A 16,095-nucleotide genomic window follows, 5' to 3' on the forward strand; every position below is an offset into this window, starting at 1 on the left:
ACCCCGTGCGCGCTTTCACTCCGGTGGCGCTCATGCGCTGGCCTTCCGGATGCTCAGGCCCTTGCCGCGGAACACGGCCATGATCTGCTTCTCCGCGGTGGCCACCGAGTCGACGAGCGTCGTGCCGGAGCCCTTCTTGCGGAATCCGTCGCTCAGGATGTTGAACGACTGCTGCGTGACCGGCCACCACGACCAGTCCGGGTTCTGCTCCTTCGCAGCGGGCACGAAGACCTCCTCGTTGTAGTTCTGGCCGGCGAAGAATTTGCTCGGCTTCTCGCGGGCGCTCCCGATGAAGTCGCGGGCGGGCGACCAGCCGATGCCGCAGTACTCGATGAGGGCGTCGATGCCCTCCTTCGTCGTGGTCATCCAGACGCAGAAGTCGAGCGCCTCCTTCGGGTGCGGGCTGTTGGCCAGCACTGCCGCGGTCGAACCGCCCTGGTAGCTCGAGCCGAAGCCCTCCTTGCCCCAGACGGGCATCGGTGCGGCCTTCCACTTGCCCGAGGCGTTGGCGACCCCTCGATCAAGGCGTCACCCCAGCTGGCGGTCGTGACGGAAGCGAGCGAACCGTTGGCCGCGGCGGCGAACCACGCGGGCTGGTACGCGCCGTAGGCGGTCGTCACCAGATCGTCGTCGATCGCCTTGTCGAAGAAGCGCGCGACCTGCATCGTCGCGTCGTCGGTCATGTTGATGACCCAGCCGTTCTTCTCGGGCGTCAGCCACTGGGCGCCCGCCTGCGTGGCGAACGCCGCGAAGCCGGACGAGTCGGCCAGCGCGAAGCAGTCGAGATAGACCTTCTTCTTGCGGAACTCGGCAGCGGTGGTCGCCCAGTCGTCCCAGGTCGCGGGCGGCGTGGCGCCGATGCCCTGGAACAGGTCGGGTCGGTAGAAGGTGGCCATGGGGCCGGAGTCCTGAGGAATTCCGTAGACGCCGCCGGTGTAGCTGACCTGGCTCCAGAGCGTCTTGTCGTAGAGGTGCGCGACATCGTCCGCACCGTAGCGCCGCAGGTCGACGAGGCCGTTCACGAGCATGAACTCGGGCACCGAGCGCATCTCGATCTGAGCGATGTCGGGGCCGGCGCCGGCCGCGAGTGCCGAGTACATCTTCTGGTAGCCGCCGGCGTTGCCACCCGGAATGAAGATGGCGTCGACCTGGACGTCGGAGTGCGATTTGTTGTAGATCGCGCAGACCTTGTCGAGGCCCTTGAGCCAGGCCCAGTAGGTCAGCCTGACCGTGCCGCCCGACTTCGCGGCGGGGATGGGCGACTGCGTGTTGACGCTGGTCGTGCCCGGGGTGGCGCACGCGGCGAGCAGAGCGGCTGCGCTCAGCCCGGCGCCGGAGGCCAGGAGTGTTCGTCGTGTCAGCGGTGACATCGGTACTCACTTCTTCGTGGATGACGGTGACTCGACCGTAGCACCAAAATCGAGTGCTCACTCGACTTTCGCTCGTGTCAGCGCTCACATCCGCGTAGAGTGCCGCGTGTGACCACTGAAGAGCTGGGGCAACGACGCCCACGCGGCCCGTACGCGAAGTCCGCCGAGCGCAGGGAGACCATCGTGGCGGCGGCCTCGCAGGTATTCGCCTCGCACGGCTATCGCGGAGGCTCGTTCCAGGACGTCGCGAACGTCGTCGGGATGAGCCAGACGAGTCTGCTGCACTACTTCCCCACGAAGCGTGACCTGCTGCTGGCCGTGCTCGAGTACCGCGACACGAAGCTGGTGAACGAATCCGGCGTTCCTCTCGACGAGGGGATCGTGTGCGAGGTCCTGGCGCAGTCCGAGTACAACGTCGGGGTGCCCGGCCTGATCGAGCTCTACACGGTCCTCGCCAGCGAGTCGATCTCGCCCGACCACCCGGGGCACGCGTACTTCGTTGCGCGCTTCGGCAACCTTCGAGCTGGGTACGCGGAGGGATTCCGCGCGCTCGCCTCGGAGGGACGCCTCCGTCCTGGCGTCGATCCGGACGTCGCCGCGGCATCGCTGGTCGCCCTGTGGGACGGCCTCCAGCTGCAGTGGCTGATGGCGCCAGGCGAGGTGGACGTCCCTGCGGCGCTTCGCGCCTACTTCGACCAGGTCCTGACGCCCACCCCGTAGCGACCTCTCGTCAGAGCGATCGAACGGGAAGGTGCCGTTCGGCGGGACCGTCGTACTCGCTCAGCGGTCGGATCAGCGAGTTCGAGGCGAGCTGCTCCATGATGTGCGCGGTCCAGCCGGTCACCCGGCTCGCGACGAAGAGCGGTGTGAACATCTCCGTGTCGTAGCCGATCAGGCGGTAGGCGGGACCCGACGGGTAGTCGAGGTTGGGTTTGATCGGCTTGCGCGCCTCCATGGCGGTCTCGAGCGCGTCGTAGAGGGCGAGGAGATCCTGCGCGTCGAACTCCTCGACGAGTGTGTCGAGCGCCGCCTTCATGGTGGGAACGCGCGAGTCGCCGTTCTTGTAGACGCGGTGGCCGAAGCCCATGATCTTGCGCTTCTCGGTCAGCGCCTCGTCGAGCCAGGCGTCGGCGGCATCGGCCGTTCCGATCTCGTCGAAGACGTGCATGACCGCCTCGTTCGCGCCGCCGTGGAGCGGGCCCTTCAGGGCTCCGATCCCCGCGACCACGGCCGAGTAGAGGTCGCTCAGGGTGCTCGTGACGACCCGCGCGGTGAAGGTCGAGGCGTTGAAGGAGTGCTCGGCGTACAGGATCATCGACACGTCGAACGCCTTGACGACCACGTCGGACGGGACCTCGCCGAAGGTCATGTTCAGGAAGTTCGCCGAGTAGCCGAGGTCGTCCCTCGGCGCGACGAGGTCCTGGCCGCGGCGGCGGCGCTGGTCGTACGCGACGATCGCCGGAATCTTCGCCAGCAGCCGGATCGACTTGGAGAGGTTCGACTCGGGTGTCGCGACGGACGCGTCGGGATCGTTGGCCCCGATGATGCTCACCGCTGTCCGCAGGACGTCCATCGGGTGCGCCGCCAACGGCAGGTCGTCGATCGCACGGCGGACGTTGGCGTCCAGGCCGCGCTGCGACCGCTCGAGCTCGTGGAAGGCGGCGAGCTGGGCAGCATCCGGGAGATCGCCGTGCCACAGCAGGTAAGCGACCTCTTCGAACGTGCAATTCGCGGCGAGCTCCTGCACCGGGTATCCGCGGTAGAGCAGCGAGTTGGTCTCGGGGTTGACCTTGGAGACGGCGGTGTAGTCGACGACGACGCCGGCGAGGCCCTTGTGGATCTCGGTGTCGGACATGGGGCACTCCTTCGTGCAGGGGACCAGCTGGTCAGAGGGTCAGAGGGTGAAGTTGTAGAGAGTTGTGTCGAAGGCGTTGTACGCCTCGTAGTCGAGAAGTTCGTACAGGCGCGCTCGGGTCTGCATGCCGGCGACCTCGCTTTGCAGCGAGCCCTCCTCCCGCAGGGTGTCGAGGCCGCGCTCGGCCGCGCCCATGGCGAGGCGCAGGAGGCTGACGGGGTGGATCACGATGTTGATGCCGACGCTCTCGAGCTGCGTTGCTGTGAACAACTCGCTCTTGCCGAACTCGGTCATGTTCGCCAGGACGGGGACGTCGACGGCGGCGCGCACCGCCTCGAACTCCTCCAGGGTGGCCATCGCCTCGGGGAAGATCGCATCTGCGCCGGCGTCGACCAGCCGCTTCGCCCGGTCGACGGCAGCGTCGAGACCGTCGATGGCGCGGACGTCCGTCCGGGCCATGATCAGCAGATTCGGGTCGCGCCGCGCGTCGGTGGCGGCGCGGATCCGCTTCAGGGCCGTGTCGGTGTCGACGACGGCCTTCCCGTCGAGGTGCCCGCAGCGCTTGGGGTTCACCTGGTCTTCGATGTGCAGCCCGGCGACCCCGGCGTCTTCGAGCGTCTGGACGGTCCGCGCGACGTTCATCGGCTCCCCGAACCCGGTGTCGGCGTCCACGAGACTCGGGAGGTCGGTCATGCGACTGATCTGCTGCGCTCGCGAGGCGACTTCGGTGAGCGTCGTGAGGCCGATGTCGGGCAGCCCGAGGTCGGCCGCGATGACCGCGCCCGAGATGTAGACCCCGTCGAAGCCCTTGTCGTCGATGAGCTTGGCGGAGAGCGGGTTGAAGGCGCCGGGGAAGTGCAGGAGGCGCCCGCTGGCGATGTCTTTTCGGAAGGCGGCTCGTTTGTCGGCCGGCGAAGTCGTCGAGTACAGCATCAGAAGAGCCCCTCCGGTGCGACGGGAAGTCTCCCGGCGCGAGCGGTGATCGTCAGCCCGGCGAGGTCGTCGGGACCAAGGTCTGGAAGCCGCTGGGCGAGGGTGAGGAATCGTTCGATCTCGGCCGGTTCGAGGACGGGAGCGGCCAGCGAACGGAACTTCTCGATGTACTGCTCCCGGGCGAAGGGGCGGGCTCCGAGCGGGTGCGCGTCGGCCACCGCGATCTCGTCGACCACGGTGCTGCCGTCGGGCAGCTCGAACTCGACCCGACCTCCGAACGCCTTCTCGCTCGGATCGAGGGAGTGGTAGCGCCTGGTCCACTCGGGATCTTCGGTGGTCGTGGTCTTCTGCCACAGCTCGACCGTGTCCGGGCGAGCGGCCCGCTCCGGTGCGTACGACGCCACGTGATCCCAGGAGCCGTCCTGCAGCGCGATCGTGAAGATGTACGGGATCGAGTGATCGAGGGTCTCGCGGCTCGCCTCGGGGTCGTACTTCTGAGGGTCGTTCGCGCCCGAGCCGATCACGACGTGCGTGTGATGGGAGGTGTGGATGACGATCCGCCGGACGTTGGCCGGGTCGCGCAGGTCGGGCCTGGCCCGGCCGAGCCGTCGGGCCAGATCGATCCACGCCTGCGCCTGGTACTCGGCCGAGTGCTCCTTCGTGTAGCTGTCGAGGATCGCGCGCTTCGCCTCCCCCGCTTCGGGGAGCGACACCTCGTAGCCGGCAGCGGGCCCGTCGAGCAGCCAGGCGATGACGCCGTCCTCCCCTCGTAGATGGGAGTCGGGCTGGTCTGCCCGCGCATCGCCCGGTCGACGGCCTCGACCGCCACCTTGCCGGCGAGCGCCGGGGCGTACGCCTTCCAGCTCGAGATCTCGCCCTTGCGCGACTGCCGCGTCGCCGTGGTCGTGTGCAGGGCCTGGCCGATCGCCTGGAAGACGGTCGACGTAGGAAGCCCGAGCAGGGCGCCGATCCCGGCGGCGGCACTCGGCCCGAGGTGGGCCACGTGGTCGATCTTGTGGGCGTGGAGGCTGATGGCCTTCACGAGGTCGATCTGGACCTCGTACCCGGTCGCGATCCCGCGGACGAGGGCGTCGCCGGTGCTGCCGACGTGCTGCGCCACCGCGAGGATCGGCGGGATGTTGTCGCCCGGGTGGGAGTACTCCGCAGCCAGGAACGTGTCGTGGAAGTCGAGCTCGCGGACGGCCACACCGTTGGCCCAGGCCGCCCACTCCGGTGAGAAGCGGCTCTCGATCCCGAAGACGGTCGAACCGTGTCGGATGGCCGAGGACTCGGGTCGCGCGTGGAAGGCGTGGGCTTCGGCCTGGCCTCGGGCCGCGACCGCGCTGTCGCGCGTGAGCGAGGCGGCCGCGACGGCGGCGTTGTCGATGACGCGATTGATCACCATCTCGGTCACGTCGGAGGTGACTTCGACCGGGTCGGCTGCGACCTCGGCGAGCCTCCAGGCGAGCTGCTCCTGGCGCGGCAGGACGTCGCCGCTCGAGTGGACGCGGACTTCGTGGAGCTTCATGCGGCACCGTTCTTCGTGGGGCGAGTGCCCGCGGCGGCGCGGGCGAGCTCAGGAGGGGAGGCGGACCCTGCGGCGGCTGCCTCGGGGTGGTCGGAGCGAAGGGACGCCTGGACCCAGTGAAGGCTCCGAGTGAGGTGCACGCTGGTGGCGTCGGCGGCGAGCTGCGCATCGCCGTCGATGATCGCATCGACGATGAGAAGGTGTTCGTGAGCGGCGTCGAGCAGGCGCTGCGGATCGTCGTGGGACAGGCGGCGAATGCGGGCCGCGTGTGTCCGCGCGCTCTCGAGTGCGGCCACGAGGTAGGCGTTCTCGACGGAGAGGTCGATGGCGGCATCGAAACGCGCGACGGTCTCGTCGTACTCGGCCATGCCGGGCGCGCCGAGCGCGAGCAGCTGCGGTGCGCGTCGGAGGGCCTCGCGGATCTCGAGGAAGACGGCGACGTCACGACGGCGGGCGGCGAGCTGAGCGGCCTGGCGCTCCAGCGCGCTGCGGACTTCGAAGACGTCGACGACGTCGGAGCCGGAGAAGGGGCTGACGACGAGCCCGCGGCCGCCGACCGGCTCCGCGAGCCCGTCGGTGATCAACCGGGCGAGGGCTTCCCGGACGGGAGTGCGGGAGATTCCCAGTCGGAGCGAGAGCTCGACCTCGGCGAGCGGCGTGCCGGGCTCGAGCGACCAGTCGAGGATCTCGCTGCGCAGCACCTCGTAGGCGCGTTCGCTGGCTCGCACGTCGACACCTCCTCGGGCCCTGATTGTGCCGCATCTGTATGCACAGGCCCGTCACGACGGAGCAGAAAGCGGTCAGGACGAAACCTGTGCATACACTAGCGGCAGAACGGCCGGCAGTCGAGGCTGATGCCCGCGTTCAGCGCTCCGAGTGGCTCGCGGTGCGGGCCACGGGGCCGCCGATCATCACGGTCACTTCGCCGTCGTCGAGGCGCCGGTGAGCTGGTCGAGGCGGCTGTCGGCGCCGAGGGTGACTCCCGTGACGCCCTTCGCGGTCGCCAGGATCGTCGTCAGCTCGTGGACCGGAATCTCGTGGTACTGGCTGGCGAGGCGCGTCTGGATGTCACCGATCACCGCCTCACGCTCCTTCACGTCCGGAGTCGCCTGCTGTTTCTGCAGGAGCGCTTCCAGGGTCGGGTCGTCGAGGTGGGAATAGTTGGTGGCCGCCGTCGAGAACGACGTGCGCAGGATGTCGCCGTCGGCGCGCGAGTTGTTGCCGAACTGGAGGTCGTAGTTGCCCGAGGTCAGCGTCTTGAGGAAGTCGGGGACCGTGCTGCTCTGCAGCGTGATCGCGATCCCGGCCTTCTTCAGCTCCTGCTGAGCGAGCTCCAGGGTCGTCTGGTTGGGGCTGAAGTTGGTGATCCAGGCCACCTTGAGCGAGAGCTTCGTGCCGTCCTTGACGCGGATGCCGTCCGCGCCGACCTTCCAGCCGTCGTCCGTGAGGAGCTTCTTCGCCGACGCGAGGTCGTACTCGAAGAAGCTGCTCTCGTTCTTGTACCCGGGCGTCGTCGAGGCCAGCGCGCTGGTGCCGACCGGGAACAGGGAGTTGAGCGAGGTGTCGCGGATCGTCTTCGAGTCGAGTGCGTGGGCGATCGCCTCGCGCACCTTCTCGTCCTTCACGATGGGACGCGCCTCGTTGAAGGAGAAGCCGAACGCCAGACCGGGGTTCGTGCGCGTGACCAGCGGGTAGCCGCCTCCCTTGAGGGTGTCGACGTCGGTCGGCTGGACGGAGCCGATCACATCGACCTGCCCGGACGACAGGCTCCCGGATCGCACGCTCGCCTCGGGGACGACCTGGAAGGTGACCGACGCCAGATGGGCCGCTCCGGTGTTCGAACGGTCGGCGGGGCCCCAGTCGTAGTCCTTCCGCTTCGTCAGGACGGTCTTGACGTTCGGCGAGTAGCTCTTCAGCGTGAACGGTCCGGTGCCGACGACGCCCTTGCCGGTGGAGCGGTCGTCGTAGGGGATCTTGGTGGTGCCGACGGACACGATGCCGAGGCCCACGGACGAGGTGGCCTGCGGGAACGCGGCGTTGGGCTTCGAGAAATCGACCTCGACGGTCGACGGGTCGACGACTGTCGACCCGGTGTAGCCGACCAGGGAGCTCACGGCCGTGCTCTTCGCCCCGGCGGCGACGATGTCGTCGAAAGTGGCCTTGACGGCCGAGGCGTCGAATTTCGTGCCGTCCGAGAAGGTCACGCCCGAGCGCAGCGTGAACGTGAACTTCGTCGCATCCGAGTTGACGGTGTACGAGCTCGCGAGCCACGGCTTCAGGTCACCGGTCTTGGGGTCCTGGTAGAGCAGCGAGTCGACGAGCTGGCGCGTCACGTAGAGCGTGTCGTTTCCGGATCCCGTCCCGGACGGGTTGAGCGAGATCGGGTCGTTCGCGATGGCGAAGGTGAGGTTCCCGCCGTTCGTCACCGAGCCCGAGGAGCCGGCGGTGTCCGACGAGCCGCCCGAGGAGCAGCCGGTCAGGGCTAGGGCGACGGTGGCTGCTGCGGCGAGGCCGATGGCGGCCCGGGTTCTGATTCTCATGGTTCTCCTGGGGGAAGGGGTGCTGTGCTGGACGAAATCGTGGGATCAGGTGCGAACGGCTCGCCCGGGGATGGCGTCGAGGAGGAGCCTCGTGTACTCGTCGCGAGGCCGGTCGAAGACGTCGGCGGCCGCGGCCAGTTCGACCAGCCGCCCCTGGTGCATGACTCCGACCCGGTGCGCGATCTGCCGGACGACGGCGAGATCGTGCGAGATGAAGAGGTAGCTCACACCGAGACCGGCCTGCAGCTCGCCGAGGAGGTCGAGGATCTGCGCCTGGACGGAGACGTCCAGCGCCGAGACCGGCTCGTCGAGGACGATCAGTTCGGGCCGGAGGGCGAGTGCCCTGGCGATCGCCACCCGTTGCCGCTGCCCGCCGGACAGTTCGGCGGGCCGCCTGGCGAGGACGGAGGCCGGCAGCTTGACGAGGTCGACGAGTTCGGCGGCGCGACGTCGGCGCTCGGATCGCGACCCCTCCCCGAAGGCGGCCAGCGGATCGGCGATGATCGAGCCGATGCCGAGGCGCGGGTTGAGCGCCGCGTACGGGTTCTGGTGGACCAGTTGCGCGCGCTTCCGGTAGGCGCGCAGTGCCGCCCCTCTGACCCCGGTGATCTCCTCGCCGTCGAAGCTGACCGTGCCGGAGTCGGCGTCCGTCAGGCGCAGGGCGAGGCGGGCCGTCGTGGACTTCCCCGACCCGGACTCGCCGACGAGCGCGAGGGTGCGTCCGCGCGGGATCCCGAACGACACGCCGTCGACGGCGAGGGACGAGCCGTGACCGCTCCCCGCGGCGCGGCGAACGACTTACTGAGCGAATCGGCGACCAACACGTCGTCGACGGCCGGGAGGGCCTCCTCAGGCGGCTCCTGGCGCGCCGTCGCCTCGAGCGCGTGCAGGCTGGGGGCTGCTGCGATGAGCGCTCGCGTGTACGGGTGCCGGGGGCCAGCAGCACCTCGGCCGGGGTGCCTTCCTCGACGACGCGGCCCTCGGACAGCACCACGATGCGGTCGGCGCGATCGGCGGCCACGCCGAGGTCGTGCGTGATGAAGAGGACGCTCGTCCCGGTGTCGGCCACGAGGGCGTCGAGGTGGTCGAGGATCTGCCGCTGCACGGTGACGTCGAGCGCACTCGTCGGCTCGTCCGCGATCAGGAGGTCCGGCCTCGCGATGAGCGCCAGGGCGATCAGCACGCGCTGGCGCATGCCGCCGGAGAGTTCGTGCGGATACTGTTGCGCGCGCACCTCGGGCTGCGGGAGTCCGGCCTGCCGGAGGGCCTCGATCGCCAAGCGGGCGGCATCGACCTTCGAGGCGAGCTTGTGGACGAGCAGCACCTCGGCCACCTGCGCACCGACCCGCGTCACGGGGTTCAGCGAGACGGTGGGATCCTGCGGCACCAGTCCGATCCGTCGGCCGCGGATGCCCCGGAGATCCTTTGCGCCGGCTCGCACGAGATCGATTCCGTCGAACCTGATGGAGCCGGACGTGACGGTCGCGCTGGCCGCGAGAAGCTGAATGACGGCGTGCGCGGTCGTCGACTTGCCCGACCCGCTCTCGCCGACGACCGCGACCTTCTCCCCGCGCCGAATGCGCAGCGAGACGTCGCGAACCGCTTTGACCTCGGAGCGCCCCGACCGGTAGTCGACCGCGAGCGAATCGATTTCGAGCAGGATCTCGCGCGCTCGGTCGTCGAGTGGCGTGCTGTCGGTCATCGCGACCGCCTTCCTTCGGTGTCGAGGGCTCGGGAGACCCGGTTGGCGGACAGCACGGTCAGCGCGATCACGACGCCCGGAGCCGTCGTCAGCCACCACGCGTTGCGGAGGAAGTCCCGGCCCGTCGACACGAGCGAGCCCCACTCCGGCGTCGGGGGCTGTGCGCCGTATCCCAGGAAGCTGAGGCTGGAGACGGCGAGGATCGCCGTGCCGAACTCGAGGGCGGCGAGCACCAGCACGGGGCCGCCGCTGTTGGGAAGCACGTGCACGAGCAGGACCCGCCACCATCGGTTGCCCGAGGCCGCGGCGGCTTCCACGTAGACCGAGCTGCGGACCCTGACCACCTCGGAGCGCATGATGCGCGACACCGTGGCGATGCTCGCCAGGCCGACCGCGATCGCGACGTGCACGGTTCCGAAGCCGAGCACCGTGATCAGCGCGAGCGAGAGCAGGAGGCTCGGGATCGCGAGCAGGACGTCCGCGATCCGCATCACCACGGTGTCCACCCACGATCCGACGAATCCCGCGAGGAGTCCCAGGATCGAGCCGACGACCAGGCCGATGACCACGGCGAGGAGTGCGGCGCCGAGGGTGAGCGCCGTTCCGTGCAGCACACGGGCGAAGAGGTCTCGGCCGAGCTGGTCGGTGCCGAACCAGTGGGCTGCGCTCGGACCCTGGAGCTTGTCGATCGGGTCGCCCCCGAGAGGATCCTGCGTGTGGAAGAGCCCTGGCGCGACGGCCGCCACCAGGACCACCAGGATCCACAGCGCCGCGAGGAGGAGGAACGGACGGTGGACCAGGAACGCGATGATCCTGGCCGGCCGCGAGCGGCCTCGGACCTCGCCGCGCCGGGACGCGACGGCGTCGTCGAAGCGATCCGCCGCAGTCGCGCCGAAGACGTCGCCCTCCGGCCCGGCGGACGGCGGTGCGAGTCGGGTGGTCTCGCTCATCGGAGGGCTCCTTCGGGGACGGTCTCTGGGGCGGCCTCGGGCTCGATGCCGGTCTCGAGTCGGCGGCGGAGACGGCGCCGACTGCCCACGATGACGATTCGCGGGTCCAGCAGCGGATAGATGACGTCGACGATCAGGTTGACGACGACGAAGACGGCCGCCGCGAAGAGGACCACGCCCTGCACGACCGGGATGTCCTGCTGCTGGACGGCGGTCGCCGTCACGCGGCCGAGCCCCGGCCGGGAGAAGATCGTCTCCGTGACGACCGTCCCGGAGAGCAGCTGGCCGACGATCAGACCCGTCACCGTGAGGGCCGGCAGCGCCGCGTTGCGGAGGGCGTGCCGCAGGTGGATCCTCCCGCCGGAGGCGCCCTTCGCCCAGGCGGTGTCGATGTACGGCTCGCGCAGGGTCGACACCAGGCTCTTCGAGAGCAGCTGCGCGATCGTCGCCCCGGTCGGCAGGGCGAGCGTGATCGCCGGCAGCACGAGGGACGAGGCTCCCTGATCGCCGATGGCGGGGAAGATCGGGAGGCCGAAGGAGAACCACTGGATGAGCAGCAGCGCGAACCAGAAGCCGGGAATCGAGACGCCCAGGGGTGGAAGCCCGAGGAGTAACTGGCCGAGCCAGCGGAAGCGTGTCACGGTCGCCAGGAGAGCGACACCGCCGCCGAACACGACCGCCAGGACGAGCCCGGCCGCAGCGATCTGGACGGTGGGTCCGACGGCTTCGCCGACCACGTCGATGACCGGGCGGCCGGTGCCGATCGACACGCCGAAGTTCCCCTGGAGCAGGTGCCCGAGCTGGTGGACGTACTGCACGATGAGCGGCTGGTCGAGGCCGAGTTGGTGCCGCAGCTTCGCCAGTTGGGCGGGACTCACGTCGGAGGCGTCCGGACCGATCAGGATCTTGACCGGGTCGCCGGGGAGGACGTACAGGATGAGGAAGGAGACGGTCCAGGCCGCCCAGAGGACACCGACCGCCTGAAGGAGGCGGAAGCCCAGGTAGCGCGTCACGAGATCAGCGCCGATCCCACGCCGTGCTCCAGGTGCCGCTGCCGGATCCAGGCGCCATCGAAGCCGAGGCGCTCTCCGAGCTCGAACAGGTCGAGGGTGTCCTCGAGCCCGGCCGTCGGCGCGTCGTCGTCGAAGTCGCCCGGCGTGAGGAGCGCGATGCTCCTGACGCCTCGCAGATCCTGCTCGCTCATCCGGTTCCCTTCGTCCTCGCGGGAGTGGTCGCTGTCCACCCCGGCGGATCCCGTCACGGTAGGACGTCCGGCGGGCCTCCTGCGAATGCGGCGTCACACGGCTGTCACGTCCTGAAAGAACTCGTCATGTGGGAGCCGCCCCGACGGGTTGTCGCTAGAGTCCTCCCGAAACGAAGGGAGACCCGTGACCGGATTCGACACCGACCAGGTCCACGACGCGGTCGTCTCGTCAGCGCCGGGTCTCGTCGTCCGAGTCGCAGAGGCCACCGAGTGGGCGACCGTCGGAGACGTCACCTACCGGGGCTTCACTCACGGGAGCCCCGGACGAGCCGAGCCGACCGAGGCGCGTCTCCGCCTCCTCCGCGATGCCGAAGGGCGCGCAGCGAGTGGCGATCTGCTCGTCGCGGTCGACGAGACCGAGGGCACGATCATCGGCACGGCCAGCCTGCTCCGCGCCGACACCGACCTCACCCGACAGTCGCAGAACGGTGAGGCGGAGCTGCGGCTCCTCGCGGTCGTGCCCGAGGCGCGGCGACGCGGCGTCGCACGCGCCCTGATGCTGGAAGCCATCCGGCGCGCTCGCGCCTGGGGCGCGCCCGCGCTGGTGCTCGACACCGGCCCGGCAAACACCGCCTCGCAGGCGCTCTACGCCTCGCTCGGCTTCGACCGAGTCACCGAGCGCGAGACGCAGCCGTCCTCCAGCGGCGGCCTGCTCGCCGTGTTCCGCTACGCGCTGACCGGATCCGACGACGAAAGAGGCGTGAAATGACCCGCTACGAGTCCCTGGCGGACGCCGTCGGAAACACGCCCCTCATCCGACTGACCCACGCTGCGCAGACCTACGCCCCCGCCATCTACGTCAAGGTCGAGGCGGGCAATCCCGCCGGCAGCGTGAAAGACCGCGCGGCGCTCTCGATGATCCGCGCCGCCGAGGCCGACGGGAGCCTGCTCCCGGGGGCACGATCGTCGAGACGACATCGGGCAACACCGGTATCGGCCTCGCCGCCTACGCGGCACACCTGGGATACCGCAGCGTCGTCTTTACCAGCTCGGCGACGTCACGCGAGAAGCGCTCGCTGCTCACCGCCTACGGTGCCGAACTGCGGCTGGTCGACACCTTCGTGCCCAAGTCACACCCCGACAGCATGCGGGCCGTGGCCGAGCGATTCGTCGACGCGACCCCCGGCGCGTGGCTCGCCGGCCAATACGACAACCCCGCCAACCCGGAGGCGCACTGGCTGACGACAGGACCGGAGCTCTGGGACGAGACCGAGGGCAGGATCACCCACCTCGTGGCGACCGTGGGAACGGGCGGCACGATCTCGGGTACCGGCGGTCATCTCAAGAAGGTCAGCGGCGGCCGGGTGCAGGTGGTCGGTGCCGATCCGATCACCTCGACGTACTCGGGAGGAGACGGCAGCGCCAAGTACATCGAGGGCGCCGGGCACTTCGTCCACCCCGACGCCGATGTCGACCCGTGGCCGGAGAGTCTCGACACGAGCGTGATCGACCGCTACCTCGCCGTCGACGACCGCACCGCCATCGAGACCATCCGCGAGCTGGCCCGCACCGAGGGCATCCTCGCCGGCGGGTCGTCCGGGGTCGCCCTGGCCGCAGCCTTCCGCCTCGCCGAAGAGCTCACCGCGGACGACACGGTCGTCGTCATCCTGCCCGACTCCGGCCGCGCCTATCTCTCGACCTATTTCGACGACGGCTGGCTCCGCGAGACCGGGTTCTCCGACGATTCCGACGTCCGGACCGTCCGCGACGTCGTGACGAGCGAGGGCGACTTCGACCCGATCACGATCGACCGCACGAGCACGGTCCACGACGCGCGGAACGAACTCCGCTCCAAAGAGGTCGAGCCCGACTCGCCGGTGCTCGTCGTCTACGAGCGGAGTCGTGCTCAGCCGCTCCACCCGGGAGAGGTCTCCGGATGGACGACGGTTCGACGACTCGCCGAGGTGGAGGCGGCCGAGGGCGGCGACTCGAGCGTGGGCCGGATCGCCTGGCCCGCGCCCCCGAGGATCCCGATCGGGCTCCCGGCGTCCGAAGCGATCGCCCGGCTCGACGCGGAGGATCCGAGGTGGGCGGCGGCCCTCGTCCTCGAGGACGGCCGCGTCGGCGGTGTCCTCAGCCCACGTGACACTCCGTGACGCCGCACGCGCCGACCCGACCCACCGCGAACTGAGGAGACAGCATGGTCAAATTCGTCGGACTCGATCTCATCGCCAACGCCCCGGACGGGAGCGGGCGAACGACGAGCACCACCGATCGCCTCACGGAGGTGATCGACAACGCGGTGCTGTTCGAGGAGCTCGGCTTCGACGGCTTCGCGGTCGGCGAGCGGCATCACGCGCCGTTCCTGTCGAGCGCCCCGCCGGTCGTCCTGAGCCACATCGCGGCCGTCACCTCGCGGATCCGGCTGTTCACCGGCGTCACCCTCCTGTCGGTCCTCGACCCGGTGAGGGTCGCGGAGGACTATGCGACGCTCGACCACCTCTCCGGCGGCCGACTCGAACTGATCATCGGAAAGGGCAACGGGCCCGAGCAGGCGGAGCTGTTCGGCATCGGGCGGCTCGAGGCATGGGACACGATCCGCGAGAACTATCTGCTGCTGCGACGGCTCTGGAGCGATGAGAAGGTGACCTGGGAGCCGCCCGCCGGCGTGCCCAGCATCCGTCACACGCCGCTGCACGAGGCCCAGGTGTTCCCACGCCCGCTCCAGGACACGATCCGGATCTGGCACGGTTCGGCCTCCTCCGAGCGATCCGTCGAGCTGGCGGCCGAGGCCGGCGACCCCGTGTTCTCCGCCAATGGATTCAACCCCGTGGGCAAATACTCGGCCCTCACCGATCACTACCGCGCGAAGTGGGCCGAACACGGACGCGATCCCGAGCAGGCGCTCGTCGGCGCCGGTCACATCGCTCTCGTGGTCGCGCGCAACTCGCAGGACGCCATCGAGGCCTACCGGCCGACCTACGAGCGTCTCGCGGAACGGCTCCGGCAGGATGCCCACGGGCAGCTCCCCGGCAGCTTCACCCTCTACGACGACTACGACGACTATCTGGCGCGCGGCTCAGCCCTCATCGGCAGCCCGCAGCAGGTGATCGACAAGGTGCTGCGCTACAACGAGGCCTTCGGCAACACACTGATCAACGTCTCGGGCCAGCGCGGCGATCTCGACCAGAGCGCCTTCGTCCATAGCCTCGAGCTGTTCCAGTCCGATGTCGCGCCGACCCTGCGCCGCGCGATTCCCAGCCCGCCGTGGCCCGATCCGGTCGTCCCGATCGAACGGCGTCACGCCACCGCCCCGACGGCTCGGGCCGCAGCCGTCTGACCGGTCGTGACGGGCGGTCGCGGCGACGAGGCGGCCCGCGGCTTCAGCGACCGAAGGTGTCGGCGAGGATCGCCTCGCCGTGCTCGTGCCGCTCGACGAAGAGCAGGATCGACGCGGCGACGGTCCGCCGACTCGCGTTCGACAGGAGTGTGTGGTCGCCGTTGCGCACGATCCGCAGCGCTCCGAACGGCAGTTCCGTCGCCCAGGCCGCGATGTCCGCGACGTCGGTGACCTCGTCCGAATCGCCGTGGAAGACCAGGGTGGGCAGCGGAACACGTCTGGCAGCCGGCAGGAACAGCCCCGGCGGCAGGCGGGTGTCGGAGGTGGCGATGTTGGCGAGGATCAACGCTCCCACTTCGCCCGGCCGATCGATGGCCAGCTCGGCGGCGACGACCGCACCGACGTCCGAGCCGATGACGGCGAGCAGGCCCGACCCGCCGTACTCGCGGAGGACCTGCTCCGCCCCGACGCGAGCGGCCTCGGCGTCGAACGAGACGTCGTCGAAGACGACGGTCCGGTACCCGGCGCTTCGCAGGATGTCGAGCAGGAAGACGTAGTCGGCCGACCGCTCGCGGATTCCACCCAGCACGACCACGACGCCCCGCTCGGTGCCCTCCGGCACCACGACCAGGTCGGGGAGGGCGCCGGCCTGCAGGCCGCTCACGGTCGCTCT

12 protein-coding genes and 4 pseudogenes are annotated in these 16,095 nt (G+C 69.6%); 5 read left to right on the forward strand and 11 right to left on the reverse strand.

Annotated elements, in window-relative coordinates; all coding sequences use genetic code 11:
- Positions 1-30: 30 nt before the first annotated feature.
- A pseudogene (locus QUE79_RS16945) lies at positions 31-1,370 on the reverse strand (extracellular solute-binding protein).
- A gap of 108 nt (positions 1,371-1,478) precedes the next feature.
- Between QUE79_RS16945 and QUE79_RS16950 the strand changes: the two are divergent.
- A complete protein-coding gene (locus QUE79_RS16950; RefSeq protein ID WP_286344083.1) occupies positions 1,479-2,090 on the forward strand; it encodes a TetR/AcrR family transcriptional regulator in 612 nt (203 codons plus the stop codon).
- Between the two features lie 10 nt (positions 2,091-2,100).
- Here QUE79_RS16950 and QUE79_RS16955 read toward each other — a convergent pair whose 3' ends face one another.
- The 9 genes and pseudogenes from QUE79_RS16955 to QUE79_RS16995 all read right to left on the reverse strand — a co-directional run bounded on the left by QUE79_RS16955 (position 2,101) and on the right by QUE79_RS16995 (position 12,082).
- Entirely contained in the window at positions 2,101-3,225 is a 1,125-nt protein-coding gene (locus tag QUE79_RS16955; protein ID WP_286344084.1) for a bifunctional 2-methylcitrate synthase/citrate synthase, read from the reverse strand.
- A 39-nt stretch (positions 3,226-3,264) separates the two neighbouring features.
- On the reverse strand, positions 3,265-4,158 hold the full coding sequence (prpB, locus tag QUE79_RS16960) for a methylisocitrate lyase (RefSeq protein WP_286344085.1): 894 nt from the start codon (positions 4,156-4,158) through the stop codon (positions 3,265-3,267).
- Positions 4,158-5,686: pseudogene (locus tag QUE79_RS16965) on the reverse strand (MmgE/PrpD family protein). The gene prpB and the pseudogene QUE79_RS16965 overlap by 1 nt, the downstream one beginning before the upstream one ends.
- Positions 5,683-6,414: a GntR family transcriptional regulator gene (locus tag QUE79_RS16970; protein WP_286344086.1), complete on the reverse strand. Its 732-nt coding sequence runs from the start codon at positions 6,412-6,414 to the stop codon at positions 5,683-5,685. The pseudogene QUE79_RS16965 and the gene QUE79_RS16970 overlap by 4 nt, the downstream one beginning before the upstream one ends.
- Positions 6,415-6,603: 189 nt before the next feature.
- Positions 6,604-8,226, reverse strand: coding sequence for an ABC transporter substrate-binding protein (locus QUE79_RS16975; protein ID WP_286344087.1), 1,623 nt, complete (start codon positions 8,224-8,226; stop codon positions 6,604-6,606).
- Positions 8,227-8,271: 45 nt separating this feature from the next.
- Positions 8,272-9,928: pseudogene (locus QUE79_RS26220) on the reverse strand (dipeptide ABC transporter ATP-binding protein).
- Positions 9,925-10,878: an ABC transporter permease gene (locus QUE79_RS16985; protein ID WP_286344088.1), complete on the reverse strand. Its 954-nt coding sequence runs from the start codon at positions 10,876-10,878 to the stop codon at positions 9,925-9,927. Before QUE79_RS16985 ends, QUE79_RS26220 begins: the two are co-directional and overlap by 4 nt.
- On the reverse strand, positions 10,875-11,891 hold the full coding sequence (locus QUE79_RS16990) for an ABC transporter permease (protein WP_286344089.1): 1,017 nt from the start codon (positions 11,889-11,891) through the stop codon (positions 10,875-10,877). The genes QUE79_RS16985 and QUE79_RS16990 overlap by 4 nt, the downstream gene beginning before the upstream one ends.
- Entirely contained in the window at positions 11,888-12,082 is a 195-nt protein-coding gene (locus tag QUE79_RS16995; protein WP_286344090.1) for a hypothetical protein, read from the reverse strand. Before QUE79_RS16995 ends, QUE79_RS16990 begins: the two co-directional genes overlap by 4 nt.
- Before the next feature lie 184 nt (positions 12,083-12,266).
- On the opposite strand from QUE79_RS16995, the gene QUE79_RS17000 reads away from it, so the two are divergent.
- From QUE79_RS17000 to QUE79_RS17010, 4 genes and pseudogenes are all read left to right on the forward strand, one after another.
- A complete protein-coding gene (locus QUE79_RS17000; protein WP_286344091.1) occupies positions 12,267-12,851 on the forward strand; it encodes a GNAT family N-acetyltransferase in 585 nt (194 codons plus the stop codon).
- A pseudogene (locus QUE79_RS25780) lies at positions 12,848-12,958 on the forward strand (hypothetical protein); the annotation flags it as partial. The gene QUE79_RS17000 and the pseudogene QUE79_RS25780, both read left to right, overlap by 4 nt.
- A 116-nt stretch (positions 12,959-13,074) precedes the next feature.
- On the forward strand, positions 13,075-14,238 hold the full coding sequence (locus QUE79_RS17005; RefSeq protein WP_434011065.1) for a pyridoxal-phosphate dependent enzyme: 1,164 nt from the start codon (positions 13,075-13,077) through the stop codon (positions 14,236-14,238).
- 44 nt (positions 14,239-14,282) lie between these two features.
- A complete protein-coding gene (locus QUE79_RS17010) occupies positions 14,283-15,422 on the forward strand; it encodes an LLM class flavin-dependent oxidoreductase (protein ID WP_286344092.1) in 1,140 nt (379 codons plus the stop codon).
- A gap of 43 nt (positions 15,423-15,465) precedes the next feature.
- On the opposite strand, the gene QUE79_RS17015 is transcribed toward QUE79_RS17010, so the two are convergent.
- Positions 15,466-16,086 carry an alpha/beta hydrolase gene (locus tag QUE79_RS17015; RefSeq protein ID WP_286344093.1) on the reverse strand — a complete coding sequence of 207 codons (621 nt, stop codon included), beginning with the start codon at positions 16,084-16,086 and terminating at the stop codon, positions 15,466-15,468.
- Positions 16,087-16,095 lie beyond the last annotated feature (9 nt).

The sequence above is a fragment of the Frondihabitans sucicola genome, from assembly GCF_030296615.1.
GTDB lineage: Bacteria > Actinomycetota > Actinomycetes > Actinomycetales > Microbacteriaceae > Frondihabitans > Frondihabitans sucicola.

Excerpts from the sequence above, each read along its gene's own strand:
- prpB (WP_286344085.1), bottom strand. The coding sequence starts at position 4,158 with ATGCTGTACTCGACGACTTCGCCGGCCGACAAACGAGCCGCCTTCCGA.
- QUE79_RS16975 (WP_286344087.1), bottom strand. The coding sequence starts at position 8,226 with ATGAGAATCAGAACCCGGGCCGCCATCGGCCTCGCCGCAGCAGCCACC.
- QUE79_RS16955 (WP_286344084.1), bottom strand. The coding sequence starts at position 3,225 with ATGTCCGACACCGAGATCCACAAGGGCCTCGCCGGCGTCGTCGTCGAC.
- QUE79_RS16985 (WP_286344088.1), bottom strand. The coding sequence starts at position 10,878 with ATGAGCGAGACCACCCGACTCGCACCGCCGTCCGCCGGGCCGGAGGGC.
- QUE79_RS16995 (WP_286344090.1), bottom strand. The coding sequence starts at position 12,082 with ATGAGCGAGCAGGATCTGCGAGGCGTCAGGAGCATCGCGCTCCTCACG.
- QUE79_RS17010 (WP_286344092.1), top strand. The coding sequence starts at position 14,283 with ATGGTCAAATTCGTCGGACTCGATCTCATCGCCAACGCCCCGGACGGG.